At 70.9% G+C, this 24,422-nt stretch carries 27 protein-coding genes and 1 pseudogene; 16 read left to right on the forward strand and 12 right to left on the reverse strand.

The genetic code is table 11. From position 1 onward, the window contains the following. Nucleotides 1-47: 47 nt before the first annotated feature. Nucleotides 48-629: a hypothetical protein gene (locus ACIRPT_RS21545; RefSeq protein WP_403829335.1), complete on the reverse strand. Its 582-nt coding sequence runs from the start codon at nt 627-629 to the stop codon at nt 48-50. Nucleotides 630-1,154: 525 nt separating this feature from the next. Here ACIRPT_RS21545 and ACIRPT_RS21550 point away from each other — a divergent pair. From ACIRPT_RS21550 to ACIRPT_RS21570, 5 genes and pseudogenes are all read left to right on the forward strand, one after another. Further along, nucleotides 1,155-1,796, forward strand: a complete 642-nt coding sequence (locus tag ACIRPT_RS21550; RefSeq protein WP_403829338.1) for a ParB N-terminal domain-containing protein — start codon at nt 1,155-1,157, stop codon at nt 1,794-1,796. A gap of 11 nt (nt 1,797-1,807) precedes the next feature. Beyond that, nucleotides 1,808-2,449 carry a hypothetical protein gene (locus ACIRPT_RS21555; RefSeq protein WP_403829340.1) on the forward strand — a complete coding sequence of 214 codons (642 nt, stop codon included), beginning with the start codon at nt 1,808-1,810 and terminating at the stop codon, nt 2,447-2,449. A gap of 109 nt (nt 2,450-2,558) precedes the next feature. Then, on the forward strand, nt 2,559-3,479 hold the full coding sequence (locus ACIRPT_RS21560; RefSeq protein ID WP_403829342.1) for a peptidoglycan-binding protein: 921 nt from the start codon (nt 2,559-2,561) through the stop codon (nt 3,477-3,479). Between the two features lie 64 nt (nt 3,480-3,543). Beyond that, nucleotides 3,544-3,912 (forward strand): annotated as a pseudogene (locus tag ACIRPT_RS21565) (single-stranded DNA-binding protein); the annotation flags it as partial. Between the two features lie 200 nt (nt 3,913-4,112). After that, entirely contained in the window at nt 4,113-4,364 is a 252-nt protein-coding gene (locus tag ACIRPT_RS21570; protein WP_403829344.1) for a hypothetical protein, read from the forward strand. Between the two features lie 65 nt (nt 4,365-4,429). On the opposite strand, the gene ACIRPT_RS21575 is transcribed toward ACIRPT_RS21570, so the two are convergent. Genes ACIRPT_RS21575 through ACIRPT_RS21585 form a run of 3 tightly spaced genes read right to left on the reverse strand, consistent with a single transcriptional unit; the run spans nt 4,430 to nt 7,075 of the window. After that, nucleotides 4,430-6,037: a hypothetical protein gene (locus tag ACIRPT_RS21575; protein WP_403829346.1), complete on the reverse strand. Its 1,608-nt coding sequence runs from the start codon at nt 6,035-6,037 to the stop codon at nt 4,430-4,432. Then, nucleotides 6,034-6,423 carry a hypothetical protein gene (locus ACIRPT_RS21580; RefSeq protein ID WP_403829348.1) on the reverse strand — a complete coding sequence of 130 codons (390 nt, stop codon included), beginning with the start codon at nt 6,421-6,423 and terminating at the stop codon, nt 6,034-6,036. Before ACIRPT_RS21580 ends, ACIRPT_RS21575 begins: the two co-directional genes overlap by 4 nt. Further along, nucleotides 6,407-7,075 (reverse strand): RNA polymerase sigma factor, encoded by a 669-nt coding sequence (locus ACIRPT_RS21585; RefSeq protein WP_393126372.1) that lies wholly within the window; start codon nt 7,073-7,075, stop codon nt 6,407-6,409. The genes ACIRPT_RS21580 and ACIRPT_RS21585 overlap by 17 nt, the downstream gene beginning before the upstream one ends. A gap of 234 nt (nt 7,076-7,309) precedes the next feature. On the opposite strand from ACIRPT_RS21585, the gene ACIRPT_RS21590 reads away from it, so the two are divergent. The 5 genes from ACIRPT_RS21590 (at nt 7,310) to ACIRPT_RS21610 (ending at nt 11,635) form a co-directional block, all read left to right on the forward strand. Beyond that, the gene (locus ACIRPT_RS21590) at nt 7,310-7,543 is read left to right on the forward strand and encodes a hypothetical protein (RefSeq protein WP_403829351.1); all 234 of its coding nucleotides are present in this window, start codon (nt 7,310-7,312) and stop codon (nt 7,541-7,543) included. A gap of 363 nt (nt 7,544-7,906) precedes the next feature. Continuing rightward, nucleotides 7,907-8,038 carry a hypothetical protein gene (locus ACIRPT_RS21595; protein WP_393126368.1) on the forward strand — a complete coding sequence of 44 codons (132 nt, stop codon included), beginning with the start codon at nt 7,907-7,909 and terminating at the stop codon, nt 8,036-8,038. A gap of 166 nt (nt 8,039-8,204) precedes the next feature. Then, nucleotides 8,205-9,476: a tyrosine-type recombinase/integrase gene (locus ACIRPT_RS21600; RefSeq protein WP_403829354.1), complete on the forward strand. Its 1,272-nt coding sequence runs from the start codon at nt 8,205-8,207 to the stop codon at nt 9,474-9,476. Nucleotides 9,477-10,094: 618 nt separating this feature from the next. Beyond that, nucleotides 10,095-10,679 carry a DUF4865 family protein gene (locus ACIRPT_RS21605; RefSeq protein ID WP_403829430.1) on the forward strand — a complete coding sequence of 195 codons (585 nt, stop codon included), beginning with the start codon at nt 10,095-10,097 and terminating at the stop codon, nt 10,677-10,679. Continuing rightward, the gene (locus ACIRPT_RS21610) at nt 10,676-11,635 is read left to right on the forward strand and encodes a phosphotriesterase (protein WP_403829356.1); all 960 of its coding nucleotides are present in this window, start codon (nt 10,676-10,678) and stop codon (nt 11,633-11,635) included. The genes ACIRPT_RS21605 and ACIRPT_RS21610 overlap by 4 nt, the downstream gene beginning before the upstream one ends. A gap of 41 nt (nt 11,636-11,676) precedes the next feature. Here the strand turns inward: ACIRPT_RS21610 and ACIRPT_RS21615 are convergent, their stop codons facing one another. After that, nucleotides 11,677-12,060, reverse strand: coding sequence for a PPOX class F420-dependent oxidoreductase (locus ACIRPT_RS21615; protein ID WP_403829359.1), 384 nt, complete (start codon nt 12,058-12,060; stop codon nt 11,677-11,679). 196 nt (nt 12,061-12,256) lie between these two features. Beyond that, nucleotides 12,257-13,477, reverse strand: coding sequence for an ROK family protein (locus tag ACIRPT_RS21620; protein WP_403508268.1), 1,221 nt, complete (start codon nt 13,475-13,477; stop codon nt 12,257-12,259). A 17-nt stretch (nt 13,478-13,494) separates the two neighbouring features. Here ACIRPT_RS21620 and ACIRPT_RS21625 point away from each other — a divergent pair, with 17 nt between their 5' ends. The 3 genes from ACIRPT_RS21625 to ACIRPT_RS21635 all read left to right on the forward strand — a co-directional run bounded on the left by ACIRPT_RS21625 (nt 13,495) and on the right by ACIRPT_RS21635 (nt 15,968). After that, complete coding sequence (locus ACIRPT_RS21625) at nt 13,495-14,736, forward strand: MFS transporter (RefSeq protein ID WP_403829361.1); 1,242 nt, start codon at nt 13,495-13,497, stop codon at nt 14,734-14,736. A 28-nt stretch (nt 14,737-14,764) separates the two neighbouring features. Further along, nucleotides 14,765-14,977 carry an SCO4225 family membrane protein gene (locus ACIRPT_RS21630; RefSeq protein ID WP_403829364.1) on the forward strand — a complete coding sequence of 71 codons (213 nt, stop codon included), beginning with the start codon at nt 14,765-14,767 and terminating at the stop codon, nt 14,975-14,977. Nucleotides 14,978-15,194: 217 nt separating this feature from the next. After that, complete coding sequence (locus ACIRPT_RS21635) at nt 15,195-15,968, forward strand: maleylpyruvate isomerase family mycothiol-dependent enzyme (protein ID WP_403829367.1); 774 nt, start codon at nt 15,195-15,197, stop codon at nt 15,966-15,968. On the opposite strand, the gene ACIRPT_RS21640 is transcribed toward ACIRPT_RS21635, so the two are convergent. Next, the gene (locus ACIRPT_RS21640; RefSeq protein WP_403829369.1) at nt 15,916-16,401 is read right to left on the reverse strand and encodes a hypothetical protein; all 486 of its coding nucleotides are present in this window, start codon (nt 16,399-16,401) and stop codon (nt 15,916-15,918) included. The genes ACIRPT_RS21635 and ACIRPT_RS21640 overlap by 53 nt on opposite strands. Before the next feature lie 70 nt (nt 16,402-16,471). Here ACIRPT_RS21640 and ACIRPT_RS21645 point away from each other — a divergent pair, with 70 nt between their 5' ends. Further along, nucleotides 16,472-16,735: a DUF6332 family protein gene (locus tag ACIRPT_RS21645; protein WP_403829372.1), complete on the forward strand. Its 264-nt coding sequence runs from the start codon at nt 16,472-16,474 to the stop codon at nt 16,733-16,735. On the opposite strand, the gene ACIRPT_RS21650 is transcribed toward ACIRPT_RS21645, so the two are convergent. The 3 genes from ACIRPT_RS21650 to ACIRPT_RS21660 all read right to left on the reverse strand — a co-directional run bounded on the left by ACIRPT_RS21650 (nt 16,696) and on the right by ACIRPT_RS21660 (nt 19,432). Then, the gene (locus tag ACIRPT_RS21650) at nt 16,696-17,361 is read right to left on the reverse strand and encodes a response regulator (RefSeq protein ID WP_403829374.1); all 666 of its coding nucleotides are present in this window, start codon (nt 17,359-17,361) and stop codon (nt 16,696-16,698) included. The genes ACIRPT_RS21645 and ACIRPT_RS21650 overlap by 40 nt on opposite strands. Next, nucleotides 17,358-18,641 carry a sensor histidine kinase gene (locus ACIRPT_RS21655; protein ID WP_403829376.1) on the reverse strand — a complete coding sequence of 428 codons (1,284 nt, stop codon included), beginning with the start codon at nt 18,639-18,641 and terminating at the stop codon, nt 17,358-17,360. Before ACIRPT_RS21655 ends, ACIRPT_RS21650 begins: the two co-directional genes overlap by 4 nt. 80 nt (nt 18,642-18,721) lie before the next feature. Continuing rightward, a complete protein-coding gene (locus ACIRPT_RS21660) occupies nt 18,722-19,432 on the reverse strand; it encodes a TetR/AcrR family transcriptional regulator (protein ID WP_403829378.1) in 711 nt (236 codons plus the stop codon). 259 nt (nt 19,433-19,691) lie between these two features. On the opposite strand from ACIRPT_RS21660, the gene ACIRPT_RS21665 reads away from it, so the two are divergent. Further along, nucleotides 19,692-20,132: a nitroreductase family deazaflavin-dependent oxidoreductase gene (locus ACIRPT_RS21665; protein WP_403829381.1), complete on the forward strand. Its 441-nt coding sequence runs from the start codon at nt 19,692-19,694 to the stop codon at nt 20,130-20,132. Between the two features lie 229 nt (nt 20,133-20,361). On the opposite strand, the gene ACIRPT_RS21670 is transcribed toward ACIRPT_RS21665, so the two are convergent. Next, nucleotides 20,362-21,585, reverse strand: a complete 1,224-nt coding sequence (locus ACIRPT_RS21670; protein WP_403829384.1) for a geranylgeranyl reductase family protein — start codon at nt 21,583-21,585, stop codon at nt 20,362-20,364. A 177-nt stretch (nt 21,586-21,762) separates the two neighbouring features. Between ACIRPT_RS21670 and ACIRPT_RS21675 the strand changes: the two genes are divergently transcribed. Further along, entirely contained in the window at nt 21,763-23,151 is a 1,389-nt protein-coding gene (locus ACIRPT_RS21675) for a dipeptidase (protein WP_403829386.1), read from the forward strand. Between the two features lie 124 nt (nt 23,152-23,275). On the opposite strand, the gene ACIRPT_RS21680 is transcribed toward ACIRPT_RS21675, so the two are convergent. Then, entirely contained in the window at nt 23,276-24,310 is a 1,035-nt protein-coding gene (locus tag ACIRPT_RS21680; protein WP_403829388.1) for an NUDIX domain-containing protein, read from the reverse strand. Nucleotides 24,311-24,422: the final 112 nt, after the last annotated feature.

Below are 24,422 nucleotides of genomic sequence, written 5' to 3' on the forward strand. Positions count from 1 at the left end.
GGCCCCACGGAGGGTGCGGCCGGGCGTCGTTCGACTGTGCGCGCGGGCTACTGTCGCGAGCCGCGGTCGGGCGCGGCGGGGAGCATGGGCACGCCGCGCAGCAGCCCGTCGAGCTGCCCTTCGCGGAAAGCCTCCATCACGGCTTCCTGGCCGCCCTCCTTCCAGCGGAGGGCTACGGAACCGGTCGGCTTGCCACCGGGAATACGGGTCAGGCCGGGGATCTCTTCGCCGGTGAGCTTGTCGACGATGACACCCGTCGCCTTGTCGTAGATGGCGCGCTTGATCATCGCGTCTCGGAAGGCGGGGCGTGCCTGGATGATGACCTCCGCCTCGCCCTTCTCCTCGGCGAACTCGTTGAACGTGTCCTCATCGCCAACGACGTACTTGTCCTTGGAGATGGCCACCGTGTGCGTGGCGACGGCGACGCCGTTGACCTTGGCATCGACAGACTTGGTGCTGCTCTCGGGGTTCTCGTACGCGTCAAGGAGCGGACCCTTTACGGCGGCGATTTTCTCGTCGATCGCGGGCACGACGTGGTCCTTGAACAGCTTGGCGAAGACCGAGAGCAGGGCGGCGTCGCCCAGGGACAGGGCGGGCTCCGGCGCCTGGAAGGCGTCGTCGTACGACATGGTGGGTCCTTTCTCACCCTCGGCTTGGCCCAGGGCTTTTCGGGTCTGTCCTGGGCGGGGCGTAGAGGGCTTCGCCAGCAAGTACGACAACCGGCGAAATCTGTTACACCTAGGCCCAGGTAGCTGGGTCGCTCTCCCAGCCATGGCAAATAGTACAGCACGCGTCGCCTGGTGTGTAGCGGGCGCCGCTCCCCATCGGATCCGTACGACGCCAACCGGCCCAGCGAAGACCGAACCGGCTCCACCGCGCCTTCCGTTGGCTCCCGAGAAGAGTGTGGCCGCCGCCGCGACACAAACGGTCCGCGCGCCATACCTTCCGCCCGGCTCTCCTGCCCTGGTGACGTCGCCAGAGGCTGGCGGGCTCCGGCGCCGCCCCATCCGGAACGAGGACGGCACCGGCCCGGCGGCGGGCGCGGCCCGGCCATGACGGCATGTCCCGCTTGCGAGGCGGGGCGCCGCGGTTGAAGTCCGCGGGCTCGCAGACCACGCCCGCCGCCGGCACCACGAACCGCCGGAAGGACATCCGTGACCGAGACCGTGCCCGCGCCCCGCTACACCACCTACGTGCCGCTGGAAGATCTTGCCCCCGCGCCCGGAAACCCGAAGAAGCACGAGGTCGAGCGCATCATCGAGAGCATCCGCAGACACGGTTTCGTCGACCAACCCATCGGCGACGAGCGAACGGGCACCATCCTGGGCGGCCACGGCCGCCGCGAGGCACTGATCGAAATGCAGGCGCGGGGTGAACGGCTCCCCGGCGGGCTACTCCTGGACAACGACGGCGGGTGGCTCGTCCCCGTCCAGCGGGGCTGGGCCTCCCGCTCCGATGCCGAGGCCAAGGCCCTGAACATCAAGCTCAACAAGATCGGGGCTGACGGTGGATGGCAGCCGCGCTCCCTCGCCGCCTACCTCGAAGACATCGTGACCGCCGACGCCGAGCTGTTCGACTCCCTCGCCATCCCCGAGGACGAACTGGAAAGTCTGCTGCGCCAGGTTGACCCAGAGACCCTGCCGGGCGCCATCAACGACGGCCAGGCACCCGTGCTGCACCTGCCGGACGCCAGTCATCACGGCTTGGACGGCGATGGCCTCAGCCCAGACGACGAGGGACGCGCCCGCCTTGCCACCTGCCCGGCCTGCGGCCACGCGTTCACGCCCGGACGCTGAGGAATAGCGCCATGACCAACCGCCGAAAGCCCCGCCGCTCCGGCGCCGGACGCCCCACCCTGCTATCTGAAGAGGTCGAAGGGCGCATCATCGCCGCCTCCCGCACCGGCATCGCTGTAGAACTCGCCGCCGAGGCGGCCGGCATCTCGAGCGCCACCTATCACCGGTGGATGGCCCGCGGCCGCGCCGAAGTCGCCGCGCGCGAGGACGGGCAGACCGCGAACCGGGACGAGGACCCGTACGTCGAGCTGTTCGAGAAGGTGCGCACTGCCCGCGCCATGGCAGCGGCCCGCGCCATGGCCAACATCAGGCGCGTCGCGGACGGCGGGATCGTCACCAAGGTCACGACGAGGAAGTTCCGCGACCCGGAGACCGGCCAGATCGTCGAGGAGGTCACCGAGGACCGGACGGCGCCGGACTGGCGCGCGGACGCCTGGTATTTGGAACGGCAGCACCGAAATCACTACGGCAAGGACGCAGCGCTCGCAATCGAGATCACGGGCCTGGACAGCAACGAGCCGGCCCAAGAGGAACGCGTCGATCTGGGCGCGCTCGCCGAGCGTCTGAACCAGACGCTGTTCGCCGTGCAGTACCCCGACCCGCCGGAGCTGGAGGACGGCAGCGTCGTGGACGCGGAGGTGGTCGACGGCTGAGCGCCGCACGGTGGTGCCATGTCGACCGCACGAGCCAGCGCGCGACACTAATGCGCACTGGCAGCCACGGTGCTCCCTCCTTGCTCACCAGCACCGGAGGAAGCACATCGTGACCGTCAACTACTACCCCGGCGCCAGCCGCGCGTACGACTACTCGTCCCGCTATGAGGGCGACGTGGTCAAGCCGAACTGCGGCGTACTCCACACCACCGAGGGCACGTCCCTGCCGTCGTACGGCAGCGGTGCCGAGGCCCCGAACATCACCGCAAAGCCCAACTTCGCAAAGAAGCGGCTGGACTTCTACCAGCACTACGCGTTCAACCGCTCCGCCCGCGCCCTGGTCAACCTGGCCGGCGGCGTCGAGACCAATACCCTCAACTGCATCCAGATCGAGCTGGTTGGCACGTGCGACCCCACGCACGCGAAGATCTGGAACGGCGCCAAGGCTGGCACGGACTACATCTACTGGCCGGACGCGCCGGAGTGGGCACTGGACGATCTCGCCGCGTTCCTGGCGTGGCAGTACAAGAACAACGGCATCCCCCTCTCCGGCCCGAACACCTGGCTCGCCTACCCGTCGTCGTATGGCAAGACGAAGGCCCGGATGTCGTCCTCGGAGTGGATCAACTTCAACGGCTGGTGCGGCCACTCCCATGTCCCGGAGAACGTCCATGGGGATCCCGGTGGCCTCGACTTCGCCAAGTTGATCTCCCTGGCTAAGGCGAAGGCCAAGGTGCCCGGCGGCTCCTCCGACGGGTCCAGTTCCGGCGGCACGAGCAAGCCGAAGCCCATGCCACCCTTCCCCGGCGCCTCGTACTTCGGCCCTGGCAAGAACAATTCGCACATCACGCTGCTCGGCAAGCAGCTCGTGAAGAAGGGCTTCGGCCGGCACTACACCTCCGGGCCCGGCCCGAAGTGGTCAGACGCGGACCGCCAGAACGTGGCCGACTTCCAGCGCTCCCGTAAGGAGCTGCGCGGCGACCCTGACGGCATCCCCGGCTCGCTCACCTGGCGCCTGCTGTTCTCCTGACCTTGTCCCTCCGGTCGGCCCGACTTGCGGCGGGCCGACCGCCGAATTTGAAGGGCCCTCTCCTGTGGCAGGCGAGACCGTCATCACCCTGATCGGCAACCTGGTCGACGACCCCGAACTCCGCTTCACCCCATCCGGCGCCGCGGTGGCGAAGTTCCGCGTCGCCTCGACCCCGCGCACCTTCGACCGGCAGACCAACGAGTGGAAGGACGGCGAGAGCCTGTTCCTGACCTGCGCCGTGTGGCGACAGGCCGCGGAGAACGTCGCCGAGTCCCTGACGCGCGGCACCCGCGTCATCGTGCAAGGCCGCCTCAAACAGCGCTCATACGAGGACCGCGAGGGCGTCAAGCGCACCGTGTACGAACTCGATGTCGAGGACGTCGGTGTGAGCCTGAAGAATGCCGCTGCGAAGATCGCCAAGACCGGTGCTCAGCGCGCGGCCACCACCACAGGGCATCCGGTGACTGACGACCATTGGGCGGTGCCGCAGCCCCCGTTCTAACGTCTTACACCGCGCGGCGAACGGCCAGGCGGAAAGAGCATCCATCCCGGTACGGCCGGTGCTTGCTCCGACTGGCCGAACTTCCCGAGCACAGACGTGACGGCCTGGCACGGTTCCCGTTGATCCCTGGCATGACCTACGCGAACAACGGATCCGTACCGCTCTACCTCGCCGAACAGTTCCCACACTGGTCGCCTGCGGAACGTGAGCGGTACTTCAACAGCCTGCACAAGATGATCGAGGTGTTCACCGCTGAAGGACCTGCGGCTCTACAGGCATGGCTTGTACAGCGGGGAGGCAGAACGGAACTCGCCGAGAGCATCACAAGCACGGTCGCCGAGGTGATGGCTCGGCAGGGGAACAAGCAACACGTCGGAGGGTGAGACCTGCTGGCAGCAGGATCACCAGGGAGCGTTGCGCAGCGTACGGCCGCCGCGCTGCGCTCAGCCTACGCGGCAGCGATCCAGGCTTGCGGCAACGCCATCAGATCCCCATCCTCGTCTCCGTCCTCGACGGGAGTGGCGTTGCCAGGCCCCGGGAGGCCCAGCTCGTGGGTGCCACCAGCGCCCTCGGCGGGAACCTGCGGATCGGCCGGGCCCGGCTCCTTCGGCGGTGCTGGCCTCGTCTCCGACGACGGAGCCGGGACGACCGTACCGGCCGGAGGCTCGGTCGGCTGCTCCCGCTGCTCTGGTTGCGCGGGTTCCGACTGCGTGTCCGTGCTGGGCGTCGGGTCCGTCACGGGCTGCTCTGAATCCTTGGGCTTCTCCTCGACCGGCTTCTGCTCTTCCTCGGTCGGCTTCGGCTCCGGCGCAGGGTCGGGCGCGGGCGCCGTCGAAGTCGCCTGCGATGCCCCGGAGCTGCCCGCCGATGTCGAACCGGAGCCAGAGTCGGTGACCTGCACCACCGGAGGCTTCGTACTCGGCTTCTGGTCCGGAGTGGTCGCGACCGGCTGCGGCTCGATCCCGGCCGCGAGCGCCACGATGTCGTCGTCACCATCCTTCACGCGCGACGGAACATCTTCCCGGACTCCAAGCACCGCCCGCGCGGCCAGGAAGACAGGCGTGTCGGCTGTGGCGTCCGGCGGCGAGAACAGGATGGTGTGCACGTCGTGCTCGTTGAGCCCCAGCGTGCCCAGCGTGAGCGCGGCCAGACGAGGCGGGAGCGGGGTGGCGTTGCCCATGGCGTGCGCGCCGGCGGGCAACTTCTTCGACGACGAGGTGTGCAGCAGTTTCAGGTATTCCTGCAGGCGGTCTTTATCCGTGCCCCACAGCACGTACCGGCCGGAACGGACGAGGTTGGGGTACAGCTTCGTGGTCCCGTCCTGCTGGGTCCATGTCTTCGCGTAGTCGGGATCGCCAAAGATGCGCAACCCGATCTGTTCCGCCCCGTACGAGAACGTGAAGATCGTGCTGTCCGGGCCGAGTGCAGCCTTCGACGACATCACCATGCCGTCCGAGTCGGTGCACTCCGCCTGAAGCGTGCCGAGCGTCTGGCAGTCAATCTGCCCGGCGTCAGAGAAGTCCATGAACATCGGATCGTTGAACGGCTGCGCCGCCGAGCGCATCCTGTCGGACGCCTCGGTGGAGTTCGGGCTCACGTCAGGGGCGCTCGCCCTCGTCTCGGCCACGTCATGCCCGGTGAAGTGGCCCACCGCCCAGCTTCCGGCAAGCGCGGGAAGCAGCGCCGCCGCAATAGCCCACCTCTTCGCGCGGCCGCGAGGACGAGCAGACGCAGGAGGCTCCGCCGGAGGCGGCAGCAGGTCGACCGGCGGAGCAGGCTCGACGGGCCCCAGCAGCTCATCGAAGTCCTTGAACTCGGCGCAGTGCTCGCGCACCAGGCGCTCGACCTGTTCCAGCGGCAGGTCCGGCATGGCGGAGCTAACCTGGCGTACGGCGGAGCCGAAGGACTGCGGGCTCAAAAACAGGTGACGCTCACCGTTGAGGTTGACCACACCCACGTCGGTGAGCGGCACATCGCCGTGCTCACCGTCGTGCTCGTCCGGGCTGAGGACGTGGATCTGCAGAGGCGGCAGGCCCTCGGGTATTTCGCTGCTCAACTCTGCCGGTCTCTTTCCTCGGTGCTCTGCAGGATGCGCGCGATGTGGGCGGCCGTCTTCTCGGCACGCTCGGGGGTGATGGCCTCGATGTCAGTGAGGACCAAGTGGCCGCCGCCGGGCAGCTCTATCTCCTCACGGTGGATCTCCGGCTCGTCCAGGCCGTCGCCCGTTCCGGCATCCTCGCGGGTCTCTTGCGGATTCTGAGCACGCTCGTACTCGCGAAGCATCGCGTCCCTGGTGGCGCGAACCCTCGCAGGGCTGCGCTGGTAGCCGGGCCGGAGCGCGCCCGCGGCGGCCAGCATCTGGCGGGTCTCCTCATCGTGAGGGGTGGGCCCGCCGTCCAGCGCCCGCTCCAGGCGCTCGCTCTGGTCAGCGCGTCGCGACATGCGCCCTCGCCTCTCGTGTCTCAACCCGTGTACCGACAACTCTGTTTCTGGCCACTGCCGCCGTCAGCAGCTCCTCGACCAACTGGGAAGACGACTCCCCGGCCGGCATGACCTCAGCGAGCTTGCGCAATGACCGTACCGTCAAGGTACGGACAGCGCCGTCCGTCTTCCCCATGATCTCCGCGGTACGCCCCGGACTCTGTCCGTCGAAGAACCGCAGGATCAGGACCTGCTGCTGCTCGGGCCGCAGTTTATGCAAATGGGAGGCGACAGCTTCCGCCAGTGCTCGCTTCTCGGCGTACTCCTCCGGGCTCTGGTCCACGCGCGGCCGGTCGAGTTCGAGATGGTCGGCGTACAGCACCTCTGAAGGGCGCCGTTGCACGGAGCGCAGGTAGTCGAGCGCGGTGTTCTTCGTGATCGTGCGCAGCCAGGCCAGGAAGTTCGTCCCTGTCCGGTACTTACCGATATTTTGGGCGACCTTCAGCCACACTTCCTGGCTCAGGTCCTCCGCGACGTGCCCGTCCCGGATGTAGAACCGCACCCAGTGGTACACAGTGTCGTTGAGCTCGTCGTACAACGCCGCGATGGCGTCGGCCCCACCCTCCCCGCCGTTTGCGGCGCGTGCGACCAGGGCTTCCAGAATGTCCGTCACGGCGTGATGTCCCCCCAAGAGCCAGTGCTGCGCAGCCCTCGGGATACCTCCACCGATTCCCCACAGAAGGAGGATCAGGTTCCGAGGCGGCGCTGAGGCAGCATAACCGGCCATTTGCGGCATGTCCCGAACAGGTCAGCGATCCTCGCGACGCGCGCTGTGCTATATGGTTCGGACAGGCGCTGGGAGAGCAACCCGGCGCCGACCCAGACCCGAAGCGAAGGGACCGCGACCATGCTGCCTCCGCCCATGAACGCCACCGACCACACCCTGATGCTCCTGCCGTACGAGCAGTGGATCTCCATCAGAGTGGCCGCCAGGCGCGCCATGATCGACAAGGACACCGCCATCAGTGTGGTGCGGGCGGGCCGACGACGCGGTGTTCTGTGCACGCGCGGCAAGGGAGCGGCCCAGCAGGTCATGCGCATCCACCCCGGCCCGCGCCGCCCGATGGGGTCGCAGAAGTAGCGACCAGCACGGCTCCGCACACGAGAACCGCCGCCCGGCGCCGACCCCATCACCGAGCACTGAACTGGCCCACGGCCGATGTCGAACCCCACAGCATCCAAGGTCTCCACTGCCAGCTCGACCGATGCCCTCGCACGCTTCCGCCGCCACCTCGAAGCCACTCCATCGTGCAGGCAGGCACGTTGGGTTTCTCGCGGGTGTAACAGATTCCGCTGATCCACGTACTTGTCGGTGCCGGACTGAACGCAACCGGCCCCATCCGGCTGGAACGGTCCGCCGGGGGACACCTACGCACGAACAGGGAAGACCATGCCTCGCGGTGGTTCAAATACATTGCTGAGTTTCGAGACGATTGCCGAACGGATGGAACTCACAAAGCGCACCGTTCTCGACAACTACAGGAGCTGGCAAATCCCCGTCGTGCGCATCAGCGATCGCATTCTTCGCGTCCGGGAGCGCGATTTCGAGGCATGGCTCGACGCGCGTACGGAGTGAATTCCACGCACCGGCACGGGCGTTATAGCCGCGAATAGAGGGCGTAAAACCGACCGCTCCGCCCCTCACTCGACGGCTTGACCAGCCATGGCTGCGCCTACGTAGAGTCCAACTCCCCTGGCCAGGGAGTCACCTGAGAATCGACCGAGATCGCGAGAGGCATGCCGTGGCACGCAAGCCCACTGTCTACAAGCGGTGCGACTGCCCCGACCAGAACAGGCCCAAAAAGGCCGGCTGTAACCACAGCTGGAGCTACAACCTTACGAACAGCGAGGGCAGGCGAACCCGTGCCTCGATCCCCGATTCCGTCGGCATCACCCAGGCCCAGGCGCAAGCTGTTCTGGACGGAATGACCCCCGGCGCAGCCACCGAACCCATCGAAGTGAACCTCACCTTCCGGCAGTGGGCGGCTGACTGGCTCAGCAGGCGTCGGGCAAAGGGCACCAGCGTTGCGCAGTACGAGATAGCCATCCGGCTACACCTCAATCCACGATGGGGCAACCATCGCATCAGCGCCATCAGGAAGGCCCAGGTTGAAGCCTGGGTCCAGGAGATGGAGGCCAACGAGCACCTCGCCAACTCCACCGCTGAGGGCCACTGGAAGGTCTTCCAGATGGTCATCAAGGACGCCCTTCAGAACGGGAAGATCAACGCCAACCCCATCTACGAGGTCGAAGGGCCCTACGTAGGCGAGTCGACGTCATACGTCTTCAGCCCCGACGAGTGCTGGGCGCTCTACGACGCCTTCCCTGAGCGCTACCGTCTCATACCCATGATCGGCTTCGGCTGTGGTGCCCGGCAGGGAGAGGCGTTCGGCGTGTGCGATGACGTGATCGACCCGCGCAGAGGGCTGCTCACCGTACGTCGGCAGGTGCTCAAAACCAACGAGACTGGCTACAAGCCCCTCCTCGTAGACCGCCTCAAGACGAGCCCACGCCTCAACTCGAAGGACGCGCCGATGCCTCCGTACCTCACGGAAGCCCTGGCGGAGCACATGGAGCGCTACCCGCCACAGGTCATGAAGACCGTCCTATGGGAGCACAAGAAGAAGATCGACACGTGCAAGCGTGGATCAACGCGCGCCCTCTTCGTGACGCCGCACAACAACCTTCTGTGCCGGAACTACTTCAACGAACGCTTGTGGAAGCCCACGCTGCGGAAGCTGGGTATCAAGGACGAGGAGGGCAACCTCCCGACGTTCCATGACCTCCGACATACCTTCATCTCCACGTGCCTCCAGAACGGGATCCCTGAGCACACCGTGGCCGCGTGGGTGGGCGACTCTGTCGAGGAGCTTCGACGCACGTACAGCCACCTTCTGAAGGACCACGCCGACACGCACGGGGCACTAGCCGCCAGCCTGACAGCGCGGCCGACTCCTCCCGTGTTGAGATCGCGGCGTGACACCCCACAACCCTTCCGCGCTGCTACTTCATAAGCGGCAAACAGGCGAACCTCAGCGGGGCTGAGGCCGGCAACGGCCTCAGCCCCGCTGCCGCATCTCTCAGCCGTCTGGCCTGGCTCCGTGGTTTGCGCCGCGGCCGCGCCGCCGGCCTCCTCGCTCCCCGACGGATCTCACTAAGCAGCGACCAGGCCACTGACGATCAGCGGAGAAGGGCTCCCCGCCCAACCGACTATCGGGTGGGTACAAGCCGGAAGAGGCTTCAGTGGGTGCTTGGACACCGCGGCAGGAGCAACCGAACGCCCCCGGACAGCGGCCGTCTGGTCTCGGCCCGGCCCCAATGCCGCCCGTCTCCGGCCTCGTCTCTGATGGCTACCCTCATGGCTACTTACGTAGCCGCACGGTCCGGTTTGAAAGGGTTTGGAACGGGGTCTGCAGCCCCCTGATCCGCGAGAAAAGGTCGACACTCGAGTCGGCCTGTACGCAGGGCGGGAGGGGTGTACGACGCGGGGGCCACGCGTCAGCCCGGTATGCGGGTCACCGGAACTTACTTCTGTAACTACTAGTATGTACGATGCGATCATGAGCAGCACGCGGAAACCATCGCCAGCCACCCAGGAAAAATGCCTGGTCACAGGCACCCAGGAGCTCCCCATGCACGCCATGCAGTACAGCGTCACCCTGCCCGCCGACTACGACATGGAGATCATTCGACATCGGGTGCGAACCAAAGGCCACCTGCTGGACGACTTCGCCGGCCTCGGCCTGAAGGCGTACGGCATACGGGAGCGCGGGGTCGACGGCTCGCCGGTCAATCAGTACGCGCCGTTCTATCTCTGGGCCGATGCGGAGGCCATGAACGGTTTCCTCCTGGGCGACGGGTTCCGTGGGGTGATCCGCGACTTCGGCCGGCCGGCCGTCAAGCACTGGCAGGGGCTGTTCCACCGTCCCGGCCCGGCCGCCGGCCGCGCGCCAGGCGCCTACTCGCGGCGCACCGAGTACGTGCCCGAGGGCGCCGATCCGGCCACCGTCATCGCGAACGCCGTGACCCGCCACGAGGAACTGGCCGCCACCGAGGGCGTGCACACCACCTCTCTGGCGCTCGACCCCCGCCGCTGGGAACTGGTCCACTTCACCCTCTGGGCCGACGCCGTCCCCCAGGGCGCGGGCGACCGCTATCAGGCGCTGCATCTGTCCGCGCCGGGCCTCGGCCGGCTGGGCGCGGGGCGGCAGTGGTGAGCGCGGCCGCCGTGGACCGGCCGACAGGTCCCGCCGTCCGTACCGTCCTCGGCGATATCGCCCCCGCCGACCTCGGCGTCTGCGACGCCCATGACCATCTCTTCCTGCGCAGCCCGCAGCTGGCGGGCCAGGAGCTGGCCGACGCCGCGGCCGCCGCGGCGGAACTGGCCGCCTTCCGTGCGGCCGGCGGCGCATCGGTGATCCAGTGGACGCCGTACGGCATGGGCCGGTGCGCCGCCGAACTGCCCCGGCTGGCAAGGGAGTCGGGGGTGCGGATCGTCGCCGCCACCGGGCTGCACCAGGCGGTGCACTACGCGCCCGAGGTGCTGGAGCGGGTCCGCGCCGATCTTGCCGGGGTGTTCGTCGCCGAGCTGACCGAGGGGATCGGCGGGACGGGGGTGCGGGCCGGGATGATCAAGGTCGCCGGGGGCTTCCACGGCCTGGACCGGCACGCCCGGTACACCATGGCCGCGGCCGCCGAGGCCCAGCACGCCACCGGGGCGGCCATCGGCGTCCACCTGGAGCTGGGCACCGGCGCGCCGGACGTACTCGATCTGCTCTGCGGTGAGCTGGGGGTCGCGCCGGACCGGGTCATCCTCGGCCACCTCAACCGCGCGCCCGACCTCGTCGCGCACCGGACGGCCGCCGAGGCCGGGGCCTATCTGGCGTTCGACGGCCCCTCGCGGGCCCATCACGCGACGGACTGGCGGCTGCCCGAGGCACTGGCCGCGCTGGCCGATGCGGGCTTCGGTGACCGGATTCTGCTCGGCGGCGACACCACGACGGCCGGAGCCCGGTCCGTGAACGGCGGCCCCGGCATGCCGTATCTGCTGCGCCGGCACCGGGCGCGGCTCGAACTGGCCCTGGGGGAAGACCTGGTGACCCGGTTTCTGACGCAGAACCCCGCGCGGGCCTTCGCGGCGCACTGGGGGCGCGACGGGCACACCACCGGCTAACGGGCCGACAGACCAACCGGCTAACGGGCCGCCGGGCCGCGTCACAGGCTGACGGCGATGCCGACATGCGGCCGCTTGCCCCGGCGGAGCAGCGCGCCACCGGTGTCCAGCAAGCGGAACCGCAGGCCGTATTTGCCCGCCATCGCCTTGCGCACCCGCAGGAGTTCACCGGACCCCTCCAGGAGCCGGGCGGTGCCCTCCTCGGCCGCCGCGTCCGCGGCGAGGCGGCCGCGGACATCGCACGGGGTGACGGTCACCCGCGGATCGTTGCGCAGCCGCTTCACCTTCCAGCTGTCGTCCCGCGTCCACACCAGGAGTTCGTCCCCGTCAGCCACCGCCCATACGGGGGTGGCCACCGGGTTGCCGTTCCTGCGGTAGGTGACCAGGCTGACGTACGGGCTGCGGGCGAGCGCTTCGGGAACCATGGAGGCAGTGTCTCCGATCGGCCGGGTGATCCTGCGCCGAAGGTGGTGCCCGGTCGTTTCCCACCGCGGTGGGCAAGCCCGGGCCCGGAGAGGGGATCCCGCGCCCGGTGCCGCCCCTCGGGGCGACGCCCCCTGGACAGGCCCTGCGGTCCGCCGGGGGATGGATGGGTTCTGACGCGGGGATCATGGCCGGGCCCTAACGCTCGACGACCACCAGGGGGTCGTCCAGCACCGGCTGCCAGGCCAGTTCCGCCGCGCCGACGAGGCTGTTGTGGTCGAGGCTGCACGGCAGGATCGGCACGCTGCCGCTGCGGCCCCACAGGCTGCGGTCGGCGACCACCGCCCGCAGCCGCTCCGGGTCGGCCTCCAGGAGGGCGCGGTGCAGACCGCCGAGGATGACGCGGTCGGGGTTGAGGATGTTGACCAGGCCGGCGATGCCCAGGCCGAGCCGGTCGATGAGGAGGTCGGCCGCGCCCCGGACGCCCGGGTCGGCGTAGTCGTTCCGCAGGAGGTCGGCGGCCTGGTGGAGGAGGGAGCCCTCGGGGCCCGGTTGGCGGCCGGCGGCGCCGAGGAAGGCGAGCGGGTCCGCCTCGACGTCCAGGCAGCCGCGGCTGCCGCAGTGGCAGGGCGCGCCTTCGGGGTTGACGGTCAGATGGCCGACCTCCAGGGCCAGGCCCGAACTGCCGCTGTGCAGGCGGCCGTCGAGCACCAGGGCCCCGCCGACGCCCCGGTGGCCGGAGGCCACGCAGAGCAGGTCGCGGGCGCCGCGGCCGGCGCCGTGCCGGTGTTCGGCGAGCGCCCCGAGATTGACATCGTTGCCGGTGAAGCCGATCGCTTCGGTGACTCCGGGGATGCCGGCGTCGGCGAGCGCGCGGAGGAAGAGCTGGCGTACGGGGGCGCCGGAAGGCCAGGCGAGGTGCAGCGGGTTGAGGGCCTCGCCGTCCGGTTCCGCGACGGCGGAGGGCACTGCCAGGCCCGCGCCCAGGCAGCGGAGGCCGGTCTCGCGCAGCAGGGCGGATCCGGCCTCGACGGCCTCGGCGAGGACATGGGCCGGGTCGGCGGGGATGGTGCCGCAGCCGGCGGCGGTCGCCGCGATGCGGCCGCCGAGGCCGACCAGGGCGACCCGGAAGCCGTCGGCGTGGATCTGCGCGGCGAACACGACGGGGCCGCGCTCGTTGACGAACAGCCGGTGGGAGGGCCGCCCTTGGGATCCGGCGGAGGCGGTGGGCCGGGAGTCGACGGTGATCAGGCCGAGCGCCTCGAGCTCGGCGGCCACCGCGCCGGCGGTCGCGCGGGTCACGCCGAGTTCCGAGGTCAAAACGGCGCGGGTGGGCGCGCGGCCGGTGTGTACGAGCTCCAGTGCGGGTCCGAGGGCGCCACGGCCCCGCTCCAACCTGGTTGTCCGAGTCTGGGTCACACCCCTATTCTGACTTTGTGCCGACGCTAAACAAAATACGGATCACCCTTTCGGGAATCGTGACCCGCAAGACGCGCTCCACACCCCACCAATCCACCGACCCGCGGCTGACCCGGCTCCGCCTGGCGCTCACCGCATTCTTCGCCATCGACGGCTTCCTCTTCGCCGGATGGGTCGTCCGCATCCCCGCGATCAAGGCGCAGACCGGCGCCGGCGCGGGCGCGCTCGGGCTCGCCCTGCTCGGCGTTTCGGCGGGCGCCGTCGCGTTCATGATGATCACCGGACGGCTGTGCCGCCGGTTCGGCAGCCGTGCCGTCACGGTCGCCTCCGGTATCGCCATGGCGCTGAGCCTCGCGCTGCCGCCGCTCACCCACTCGGCCACCGCTCTGGGCCTGGTCCTGCTGGTCTTCGGCGCGGCGTACGGCTCGCTCAACGTCGCCATGAACAGCGCCGCCGTCGACCTGATCGGCGCACTGCGGCGGCCCGTCATGCCCGCGTTCCATGCCGCCTTCAGCCTGGGCGGCATGCTCGGCGCGGGACTCGGCGGGCTGATCGCCGGTGGCCTGTCCCCCACCGTCCATCTGCTGCTGCTCGCCCTGATCGGCCTCCTGGTGGCGGCCGGCGCGGGGCGCGCGCTGCTCGCGCATCCGGCGCCCGCCGTACCGGAGCGGCTCCCCGCGGCCGAGGACCGTACCGCCAGGCGCCGCCCCGGCCGCCTCGTGTGTGTCTTCGGCCTCATCGCGCTCTGCACCGCCTACGGGGAGGGCGCGATGGCCGACTGGGGCGCGCTGCACCTCTCCCAGGACCTGGGCGCCGGGCCCGGCCTCGCCGCCGCCGGATACGCGGTGTTCGCGCTGGCGATGACCGCCGGGCGGCTGTCGGGCACCGCCGTGGTGCAGCGCTTCGGACCTGCCCGCGCGCTGATCGCGGGCGGGACGACGGCGAGCGCCGGGATGCTGCTCGGTGCGCTGGCGCCCAGCCCCTGGGCGGCCTGCCTCGGCTTCGCGGTCGCGGGCCTCGGGCTCGCCAACATCTTCCCCATCGCCATCGCCCGCGCCGGCGAGGCCGGTGGCGCGGGCGGCGTCGCCGCGGCCTCCACCATCGGCTACGGCGGCATGCTGCTGGGCCCGCCCGCCATCGGGTTCCTGGCCGAGGCGTTCACCCTGCCCCTCGCGCTGACCACGGTCGCCCTGCTCTCGGCGGCCGCGGTGCTCATCGCGTACGGGACGCGCGGGGCGCACCGCACCGGGCGGGCGTGAGGCGCGGGGGCCCGGGTACGCGGTGGTCGTGGACGCTGACAACGGCCGGCCGGACCGGCCACCGCAGCCGGACAGACCAGCGCAGCCGCACCGGCCGGACCGGTTGCGCGGGCTCGTACGGCTGGCCTTCGGCAATCCCGTATCGCTCGGCTATCTGGCGCTGGTGATCGCCGCGGTGGCCTTCGCGGTCGTCGACGAACTGGCCGTGCACCACCCCGACGCCTCGTTCTCCGGTGTCTGAGCGCTGCTGCTCACCGCCCCGACGGTCGTTCCACTGTGGTTCGCGGGAGATGCGCTCTGGGGTGAATCCGGTGCGCCGGAGGGCTACTTGATGGCCGCGACCGCGGTGGCGGCCCTCGTGAACGCCCTGCTCCTGGGGCTCGTCCACCGTGCCCCGGGCCGCGGTCGAGGGGGCCCGCGGCGAGGCGTTGTCAGTGGCGGCTGGCACACTCGTCGGCATGGAGATCACTGAGTTCGTCGAAACGCTGCGGCTGGACGGAGGACTCCTGGCCGACGCCGCGGAGCAGGCCGGGCCCGACGCCCCGATTCCTTCCTGCCCCGAGTGGCGCATACGGGATCTGGTCACTCATGTCGGGCGGGTGCACCGCTGGGCCGCGGAGTTCGTGACACAGCCCGTGGACCACCGGACCGGCGGCCCCGCCGAGGCCCCGGACATGGCCGACGACGAGCTCGTGCCCTGGCTGCGGGACGGCCACCACCGCCTGGTGGTGGCGCTGCACACCGCCCCGCAGGACCTGGAGACCTGGGCCTTCCTGCCCGCGCCGTCCCCGCTCGCGTTCTGGGCGCGGCGGCAGGCCCATGAGACGTCCGTGCACCGCGTGGATGCCCAGCAGGCCGCGGGCAGCGCGCTCACGCCCCTCCCGTCCGCCTTCGCCGCCGACGGCATCGACGAGCTCCTGGCCGGCATCCATTCCATGGACCGCAGCCGGCTGCGCACGGACACGCCGAAGACGCTACGGGTGCGCGCCACGGACACCGCCGACGCGGAGTGGACGGTGTCGCTCTCCGACGGGGTGCCGGCGACCGTCCGTACGGCCGGACCGGCGCCCGAGGCCCCGCGGCCGGAGCCGGCGGCCCCGGTGGACTGCACGATCGAGGGCCCGGCCGAGGAGATCTATCTCGCGCTCTGGAACCGCCTGCCGTGGGACGGGCTGAAGGTCACCGGCGACGACGCGCTGATAGCGCTGTGGCGGGAGCGCGGCGGCATCTGAGCTCCGCCGCCCCTGGGAGGGGCCGCAGCGCCCCGGTCAAGGGGCGCGCGCAGCCGACGACGAAGAGCCCGAAGAGCGTGATGGGCAGCAGGCCGACGGGCCGCAGCAGCATCCCCGGATGCTGTTGCAGCTCCGGCCAGTTGACGGTCCAGTTCGCGAGGACGTCCAGCGTCATCACGCCCACCGCCAGCCGGACGCCCAGCGGCCGTGCGAGCGCCACCAGTACGGCCACGAGCGGGTCGAGCAGCACGAGGGCGACGAAGAACGCCTGCAGCGGCACGGGCCCGAACGACGCATACGCATGCAGCCCGCCCCGGACCAGATCCAGCAGATGCGCCCCGGTCCCCTCGAGAAAGCCGAGCACATACCCCGCACCCACCCACCGCGCCCACCGCGGCCGCCCGCGCCATGCTCCCCACCGCAGCACCGCCATCCGGCGAGCCTATATGCCGCCGCGGCACGCCTGCGGCGCCAAGTGCGGCCACTCCTGGCAGACTTGCGGTATGTCCCCCACCCGCACCCTCGCCGAACGCGACACCCTCACCGTCGAGATCGCCTTCGCGCTGGTCACCGGCCTCTTCATCGGCGGCATCGGTTTTCTGGCGATCGGCAGCGCGGCCGTGTGGGCGCCCCTGCCCAGCTCCTGGGCAGGCCCTTGGCTGAGGGCGAGCGGTGCCATCGGGGCGGCGCTCTTCGCGGTCCGGGTGGTGCGGGTACTGCGACGCGCTCAGCCCAGCCAGCCGGGCCGCACCAACCCCGACTCATAGGCCAGCACGACCAGTTGGGCGCGGTCCCGGGCGCCGAGTTTGACCATGGTGCGGCTGACGTGGGTCTTGGCGGTCAGGGGGCTGACGACCAGGCGGCGGGCGATCTCCTCGTTGGACAGGCCGATGCCCACCAGAGCCATCACCTCACGCTCCCGCTCGGTCAGCGCGGAGAGCGCGTCGGCCGCGGCCGGTTCCTTGGAGCGGGCCGCGAATTCGGCGATGAGGCGGCGGGTGACGCCGGGCGAGAGCAGCGCGTCGCCGTCGACGACCGCGCGCACCGCCCGTAGCAGCTCCTGCGGTTCGGTGTCCTTGACGAGGAAACCGGAGGCCCCGGAACGGATCGCCTCGAAGACGTACTCGTCCAGCTCGAAGGTGGTCAGCATGACGACCCTGACATCCGACAGCCGCGGGTCCTCGGTGATCCGGCGCGTGGCCACCAGACCGTCCAGGACGGGCATCCGGATGTCCATCAGCACGATGTCCGGGCGTCTTTCGCGGACCGCGGCCAGCGCCTCCTGTCCGTCGGACGCCTCGGCGACCACCTCGATGTCGGACTGGGCGTCCAGCAGCGCCTTGAAACCGGCCCGGACCAGCAGCTGATCGTCGGCCAGCAGTACCCGGATCACGACTCCTCCTCGGTATCGGCCGGGATCACCGTATCCGTACCGGCGGCCGGCCCCTTCGGCCCGGCCAGCGGAATACGGGCCCGGACCCGGAAGCCGCCGTCCGCGCGGGGGCCCGCCTCGACCGTGCCGCCGAAGGCCGCGGCCCGCTCCCGCATCCCGACCAGGCCGTTGCCGCCACCGGCCGGCTCCCCCGAGACGGCGGTCGCCGGGCCGTCGTCGTCGACCTGGATCTCCAGCGCGGCCGGTGCCTGCCGGAGCAGAACCCGGGCGGTGCGCGAGCCGGAGTGGCGGACGATGTTGGTGAGCGCCTCCTGGACGATGCGGAAGGCGGCGAGGTCGGTGCCCGGCGGCAGCGCGGCGCGGGTGCCCTCGGTGGTGACGTCCACGGCGAGCCCCGCGCCCCGGGCCTGTTCGGTGAGTTCGGGCAGCCGGTCCAGGCCGGGGGCCGGGGAGCGCGGTGCGTCGCCGCGGGTGCGCAGGGTGTCCAGCACCTGCCGCACCTCGCCGAGCGCTTCCTTGCTCGCGGCCTTGATGGTGGTCAGCGCCGTACGGGCCTGCTCGGGGTCGCTGTCCAGCAGCGCCAGGCCCACGCCCGCCTGCACATTGATGACGGAGATGCTGTGCGCGAGGACGTCATGCAGCTCGCGGGCGATCCGCAGCCGTTCCTCGTCGGCCCTGCGCCGCTCGGCTGCGGCCCGCTCGGCGCGGACCCTGGCGAGCTGATCGCGGCGCACCCGTACCAGCTCCGATACGGCCACCACCGCCACCATCAGGACGGCGACGAACAGTTCGTCCCCCCACGGGGCGGCACCGTCCCGCGGTGGCAGCCACCGGTAGAGCCAGTGGCCGACGAGGAGATGGCCGGCCCACAGGCCGCCGAGCGCGCACCAGGCGACGACGCGGTGCCCGGCGAGGATCGCGCCGAAGGCACCCAGCGCGACGGTGACGAAGACCGGTCCGTACGGGTATCCGGCCGCGAAGTAGACCGCGGCGGAGGCGGCGGTGCCGACGGCGACCGCCCGCGGATAACGGTGCCGGAAGAGCAGCAGGGCGCCGCCGGCGACCAGCAGCGCCCGCACGAAGGCATCGAGCGGGACACGATCGGGCTGGTTGTGTGCGGCAAAGCCGGAGCCGACCGTGACAAAAGCCGTCACCACGACCGTCGACACCCACGGCAGCCGGGCGCCGGCCCAGCTCTTCGGTTCCGCGCGCACCGGCGACCACCGCTCCCACACCGGCCCGAGGCAGCGCCGCGCCCACGGCGGCCGTGCGTTCTCCATGCCCGTAACGCTAGACCGCGGCCCGACCCGGCGGCGTCCGCCCGGCGCAGTGACCGGCCGTACTCCCCGGGGAGTAGCGGCTAGCGTGGGGTGGTCAGGCCGACGCTGCGGGCCAGCTGGAGGACCGCCTGCTCGAAGAACGCGGTACGGGCCTCGATCACTCGGTTGAACTGGCCGAAGACCTCGAAGCTCACCAGCCCGAACAGCTGCGCCCAGGCGCCGACGAGCCGCGCCAGCACCGTGCCCGGCAGCTCGACGCCCAGCTCCGCGCCGAGGGCGAGCGCATCGCCCACCACCGCGTCGGGCAGCGGCTCGGCGGGCTCCTTCAGCGCGCCGGTGGCGTGCGCCTCGCGGACCACGCCGATCAGCGCGAGGCCGACCCGGGCGGCGGGCTCGGCGGTGGTGCGGGGGGCGGTGTAGCCGGGCACCGGGGAGCCGTAGATCAGCGCGTACTCGTGCGGATGGGCCAGCGCCCAGGTGCGTACGGCGGCGCAGACGGCGCTCCAGCGGGCGACGGGGCGCTTGGCATCGGGGCCGGTCAGGGCGTCGCGGGCGCCCTCCGCGGCCTCGCCGACGGCGTTGTAGGCGTCGACGATCAGCGCGGTCAGCAGGTCGTCGCGGCTGGGGAAGTAGCGGTAGAGCGCCGAGGAGACCATGCCCAGTTCGCGGGCCACGGCGCGCAGCGAGAGCTTCGCCGCGCCTTCGGCGGCGAGCTGTCTGCGGGCCTCGTCCTTGATGGCCGCGGTGATTTCGCTACGGGCCCGTTCCCTGGCCCCTCGGATCGCAGTCATGGGAGCAGTCTGGCACGACGCGGAGCGGTGCACCAAAGTCAGAGCATCAGACAGGAAAGAGAGCGGTGGAGATATTCGAGAGCACTGCTCTTGCTTTCGGGCGACGCTCTCGTGCACACTGCTGGTCGTAAGCGAGAGCACTGCTCTCGAATTGGAGTGGCGCTCACGGAGCGACCGGCAGGCACGCCGCAGGCAGTACGCGACGAGCCGGCCCACGAGCCGAACAGACCGCGCCACCGAAGTCACCGGAGGCCCAGCCATGTCCCACTACCTCAAGCCCAACCGCTTCGCCACCCGCCTCAACGGCATCATCGGCTGGCTCGCCCGGCGCGGCATCAGCCTCGCGGGTTCGGCGGACCTCGCCGTCCGCGGCCGCAAGAGCGGCGAATGGCGGCGCGTCCCCGTGAACCCGATGACGTACGAGGACGGCCGCTATCTCGTCTCGGCTCGCGGCCACTCCGAGTGGGTGCGCAATATGCGCGCGGCGGGCGGCGGCGAACTGCGCGTCGGCCGCCGTACCCGCCCGTTCACCGCCGTCGAGCTGCCGCCCGCCGAGACCCCGGCGCTGCTGCGCGCCTATCTCCGGCGCTGGGGCTGGGAGGTGAAGTCGTACTTCGGGGAGATCACCGCCGACTCCAGCGACGAGGAGCTGCTCGCCGCGGCCCCCCGCCACCCCGTCTTCCGTATCACCGAGTCCTGAGCGCGAACGGCAGGCGCGGCAGAGGGCGAACGGCAGGCGGCAGAGCGACGCCAGACGCCAGGCACCGGACGGCAGGCACCGGACGCCAGGCACCGAACGGCAGTCAACCGGCCGACGGTCGGCGGGCAACCGGACCGCCAACGGCCGACCGGCGGCAAGCCCGACCGTCAGGCCACCGCCCGTCCACCCCGCCCAGCGGCCCCCGGCGGTCACTGCCCCGGCCCGGCGGTCACTCCCCCCGGCGCGCCTCGGAGCGGTCGAACGCGTCCAGCGCCCGGCGCGCCATCGGGTGCGTACGGACCAGCTCCCCCAGCGTCGTCGTCCCGCGAGTGATCTTCGCGAAGGCGTTCCAGGCCGGCCGGAACCCCGTGATCGCCGCATGGAACATGCCCGGGCGCCGCGAGAACGCGCCGAGCATCCGCCGCCCCACGCCCATCTCCACACCCAGCCCCGCCTTGATGGCGAAGGCGTAGTTGAGCGCCTGCCGGCGGGCGTCCACGGCGTCGTGGGCCTCGGAGACCCGTACCGCCCACTCCCCCGCGAGCCGGCCCGAGCGCAGCGCGAAGGAGATGCCCTCCCGGGTCCACGGCTCCAGCAGCCCCGCCGCGTCACCGCACACCAGCACCCGGCCGCGGGACAGCGGCGAGTCATCGGAGCGGCAGCGCGTCAGATGCCCGGACGAGATGCTCGGCTCGAAGCCCGCCAGGCCCAGCCGGCCGATGAAGTCCTCCAGATAACGCTTGGTCGCCGCGCCCTCGCCGCGCTCGGAGATCACGCCGACGGTGAGGGTGTCCCCCTTGGGGAAGACCCAGCCGTAGCTTCCGGGGATCGGGCCCCAGTCGATGAGCACCCGGCCCGCCCAGTCCTCGGCGACCGTCTCGGGCACCGGGATCTCCGACTCCAGGCCGAGATCGACCTGCTCCGTCTTGACCCCGACATGCGCCCCTATCCGGCCCGCGCTGCCGTCGGCGCCGACCACGGCCCGTGCCAGCAGCACCTCGCCGCTGCTGAGCACCACCGCGACGGTCCGGCGGTCGGGCACCTCGGCGCCGTGCTGTTCCACCCGCGCGACCGTGACGCCCGTACGGACCCGGGCGCCGGCGTCCTTGGCGCACTCGACCAGTCCGGCGTCGAACTCGGGGCGGTTGATGAGCCCGAAGAGCATGTGCTTGGAGCGGCGGGTGCGGGTCAGCTTGCCGTTCATCGAGAACGTCACCGCATGCACGCGGTCGCGCAGCGGCAGTTCGAAGCCGGGCGGCAGGGAGTCCCGCGAGGGGCCGATGATGCCGCCGCCGCAGGTTTTGTAGCGGGGCAGTTCCGCCTTCTCCAGGAGCAGCACCCGGCGTCCCGTACAGGCCGCGGCGTGCGCGGCCGAGGCGCCCGCGGGCCCCGCGCCCACCACCACGACGTCCCACACCTGCTGGTTGTCCTCGGCTGCGTGCTCGCTGCTCACCTGTGCGTTCGCTCCCATTCAATGCCTGGCTGCGCGTCCCGCCCGCATCCTACGGGCCGCTGTTTCTCCAGCCGCCTGTGGGAAGATCGGGGGCACTCATCCCCGTACGTCCGGCCCGTACGGCTCACCAGGACGGACGGCCTACGTACACAACGTCGCGCCCACAAGGAGCGTTCCATGTCTGACAGGTCCGGCAGCCCCGGCATACCCGGCAGCCCGCTCGCCCAGACCGTCGCCGCGCTGCAGCCCCGCGCCCTGGCCGAGCTCACCGAGCTGGTGGCCTTCAAGTCGGTCGCGGACCCGGCGCAGTTCCCGAAGAGCGAGTGCGAGGCGGCCGCCAACTGGATCGTCGATGCGCTGCGCGCGGACGGGTTCCAGGACGTGGCGCTGCTGGACACCCCGGACGGCACCCAGTCCGTGTACGGCTTCCTGCCGGGCCCGGCGGGCGCCCCGACCGTGCTGCTGTACGCGCACTACGACGTGCAGCCGCCGCTGGACGAGGCCGCGTGGGCCTCACCGCCGTTCGAGCTGACCGAGCGCGACGGCCGCTGGTACGGGCGCGGCGCCGCCGACTGCAAGGGCGGCCTGATCATGCATCTGACGGCGCTGCGCGCGCTGAAGGAGCACGGCGGCATTCCGGTCAACGTCAAGGTGATCGTGGAGGGTTCCGAGGAGCAGGGCACGGGCGGGCTGGAGCGGTACGCCGAGGCGCACCCGGAGCTGCTGACGGCCGACGCGATCGTCATCGGCGACACCGGCAACTTCCGGGTCGGGGTGCCGACGGTGACGGCGACGCTGCGCGGGATGACGCTGGTGCGGGTGCAGGTCGATGCGCTGGAGGGCAATCTGCACTCCGGCCAGTTCGGCGGCGCGGCGCCCGACGCGCTGGCCGCGCTGATCCGGATCCTGGACTCGCTGCGGGCCGAGGACGGTTCGACGACCGTGCGGGGGCTGGCCGCGGACGCGCGCTGGGAGGGCCTGCAGTACCCGGAGGAGGACTTCCGTAAGGACGCCAAGGTCCTGGACGGCGTCGGGCTGATCGGCAACGGCACCGTCGCGGACCGGATCTGGGCGCGCCCCGCGGTCACCGTGCTCGGCATCGACTGCCCGCCGGTCATCGGCGCCACCCCGTCCGTTCACGCGGGCGCGCGGGCGCTGGTGAGCCTGCGGGTGCCGCCGGGCACGGACGCGGCACAGGCGACGAAGCTGCTGTCCGCCCACCTCGAGAGCGCCGCTCCGTGGGGCGCGCGGGTCGCGGTGGAGCAGATCGGGCAGGGGCAGCCCTTCCGGGCGGACACCAGCAGCCCGGCGTACGCCTCGATGGCGACGGCGATGCGGGAGGCGTACGACGGCCAGGAGATGCAGACGTCCGGTCTGGGCGGCTCGATCCCGCTGTGCAACACGCTTGCCGGGCTCTACCCGGACGCGGAGATCCTGCTGATCGGGCTGAGCGAGCCGGAGGCACAGATCCACGCGGTCGACGAGAGCGTCTCGCCGCAGGAGCTGGAGCGGCTGTCGCTCGCGGAGGCGCTGTTCCTGCGGCAGTACGCGGAGAGCCGGGCCTGAGGCGACGGGGCGCCGCGTGCCGGCGGCGCCCCGCCCTTGTTCCCTGGGCCGCGGCCCTTGGCTCTTGCCCTTTGCCCTTGGCCCTTTGCCCTTGGCGTTGGGCGTTGGCGTCAGGCGTTGGACCTCAGCCCAACGGAACTCCCGCCTCCAGATGGAGCGGGCAGCCGCGCTCGCGGGCGCGCAGCGCCCACCGCAGCCGGTTCCAGCGCACCGGCGGCAGCATCGTCTCGGCCTCGGCCTCGGTCACAAAGCGCCAGTCGCGCAGCTCCGCTCCGGGCAGCAGCACCTCCCGTATCCGTTCGCTGGTGAGCGTGCCGCCGTCGAAGAGCAGCCGCAGACCGCCGAAGCCGGGCGGTTTGGGCGCTTCCCAGTCCAGCACGAGCAGCCGGGGTGCACGGGGCAGCTGGATGCCCAGTTCCTCGGCGACCTCGCGCACTCCGGCGTGCGCGGGTGCCTCGCCCGGTTCCACGATGCCGCCGGGAAACTCCCAGCCGGGCTTGTAGGTCGGGTCGACGAGCAGCACCCGGTCCTGGTCGTCGAAGAGCAGTACACCGGCCGCCAGGGTCTCCGCGGTCGGCTCGGGGGTCTGCACGATCTCGCAGGCGCCGGCTCCGGTACGGACGGCCTCGGCGACCTGTTCGGCGGTCTGGCGGGGCGTGAGCCGGGTGGTGTCGACGACATGCGCGTCGTCCCTGATCCACTCCAGCGCGCGGGCGTACGGGCCCAGGTGCTCCAGACACCACCGGCGTACGGACGCATCGGCCTCGGGATCCCCCTGGGGCTCCGTACGCCGGGCTATCCGCTCCCGCAGGATCGTTTCCTCCGCATGCAGCAGAACATGCCGTACGGGAATCCGGCGGGCCGCGAGGGAGCCGAAGATCTCATCGCGGTATTCCTGGCGCAGCAGCGTCATTGGTGTCACCAAGGGGCCCGGCACCTCGGTGAGCAGCGCCGCGGCGGTGTCCACGACCATGCGCCGCCAGGCCGGCAGGTCCTGATAGTCGTCGATCTCCTCGAACCGCTTCGCCGGCAGCATCAACCGCAGTCCGCTGCCGAGGAGTTCGGGGTCGTAGAGCGTGCTTCCGGGAAGCAGGTCGAGCACTTCATGCGCCGCAGTGGTCTTGCCCGCACCGAACGTGCCGTTCAGCCAGACGATCACGGTTTCCCCTCTTCCCTAGACCCAGGTGAGTTGCCCGCAACACCCTGCCACGGAAACGCTCGGGAAGACGGATGCCGGTCAGTGCATCCCCCGCCGCGAAGCCCCCGGCAAA

This window comes from Streptomyces sp. NPDC101227, assembly GCF_044767545.1.
Lineage (GTDB): Bacteria > Actinomycetota > Actinomycetes > Streptomycetales > Streptomycetaceae > Streptomyces.

What these genes read in the sequence shown, in the direction of transcription:
- ACIRPT_RS21580 (WP_403829348.1), bottom strand. Translation starts at nt 6,423, where the DNA reads ATGTCGCGACGCGCTGACCAGAGCGAGCGCCTGGAGCGGGCGCTGGAC.
- ACIRPT_RS21645 (WP_403829372.1), top strand. Translation starts at nt 16,472, where the DNA reads ATGTCCCCCACCCGCACCCTCGCCGAACGCGACACCCTCACCGTCGAG.
- ACIRPT_RS21595 (WP_393126368.1), top strand. Translation starts at nt 7,907, where the DNA reads ATGGAACTCACAAAGCGCACCGTTCTCGACAACTACAGGAGCTGGCAA.
- ACIRPT_RS21665 (WP_403829381.1), top strand. Translation starts at nt 19,692, where the DNA reads ATGTCCCACTACCTCAAGCCCAACCGCTTCGCCACCCGCCTCAACGGC.
- ACIRPT_RS21655 (WP_403829376.1), bottom strand. Translation starts at nt 18,641, where the DNA reads ATGGAGAACGCACGGCCGCCGTGGGCGCGGCGCTGCCTCGGGCCGGTG.
- ACIRPT_RS21545 (WP_403829335.1), bottom strand. Translation starts at nt 629, where the DNA reads ATGTCGTACGACGACGCCTTCCAGGCGCCGGAGCCCGCCCTGTCCCTG.
- ACIRPT_RS21615 (WP_403829359.1), bottom strand. Translation starts at nt 12,060, where the DNA reads ATGGTTCCCGAAGCGCTCGCCCGCAGCCCGTACGTCAGCCTGGTCACC.
- ACIRPT_RS21660 (WP_403829378.1), bottom strand. Translation starts at nt 19,432, where the DNA reads ATGACTGCGATCCGAGGGGCCAGGGAACGGGCCCGTAGCGAAATCACC.
- ACIRPT_RS21640 (WP_403829369.1), bottom strand. Translation starts at nt 16,401, where the DNA reads ATGGCGGTGCTGCGGTGGGGAGCATGGCGCGGGCGGCCGCGGTGGGCG.
- ACIRPT_RS21570 (WP_403829344.1), top strand. Translation starts at nt 4,113, where the DNA reads ATGACCTACGCGAACAACGGATCCGTACCGCTCTACCTCGCCGAACAG.
- ACIRPT_RS21635 (WP_403829367.1), top strand. Translation starts at nt 15,195, where the DNA reads ATGGAGATCACTGAGTTCGTCGAAACGCTGCGGCTGGACGGAGGACTC.
- ACIRPT_RS21605 (WP_403829430.1), top strand. Translation starts at nt 10,095, where the DNA reads ATGCACGCCATGCAGTACAGCGTCACCCTGCCCGCCGACTACGACATG.
- ACIRPT_RS21555 (WP_403829340.1), top strand. Translation starts at nt 1,808, where the DNA reads ATGACCAACCGCCGAAAGCCCCGCCGCTCCGGCGCCGGACGCCCCACC.
- ACIRPT_RS21590 (WP_403829351.1), top strand. Translation starts at nt 7,310, where the DNA reads ATGCTGCCTCCGCCCATGAACGCCACCGACCACACCCTGATGCTCCTG.
- ACIRPT_RS21675 (WP_403829386.1), top strand. Translation starts at nt 21,763, where the DNA reads ATGTCTGACAGGTCCGGCAGCCCCGGCATACCCGGCAGCCCGCTCGCC.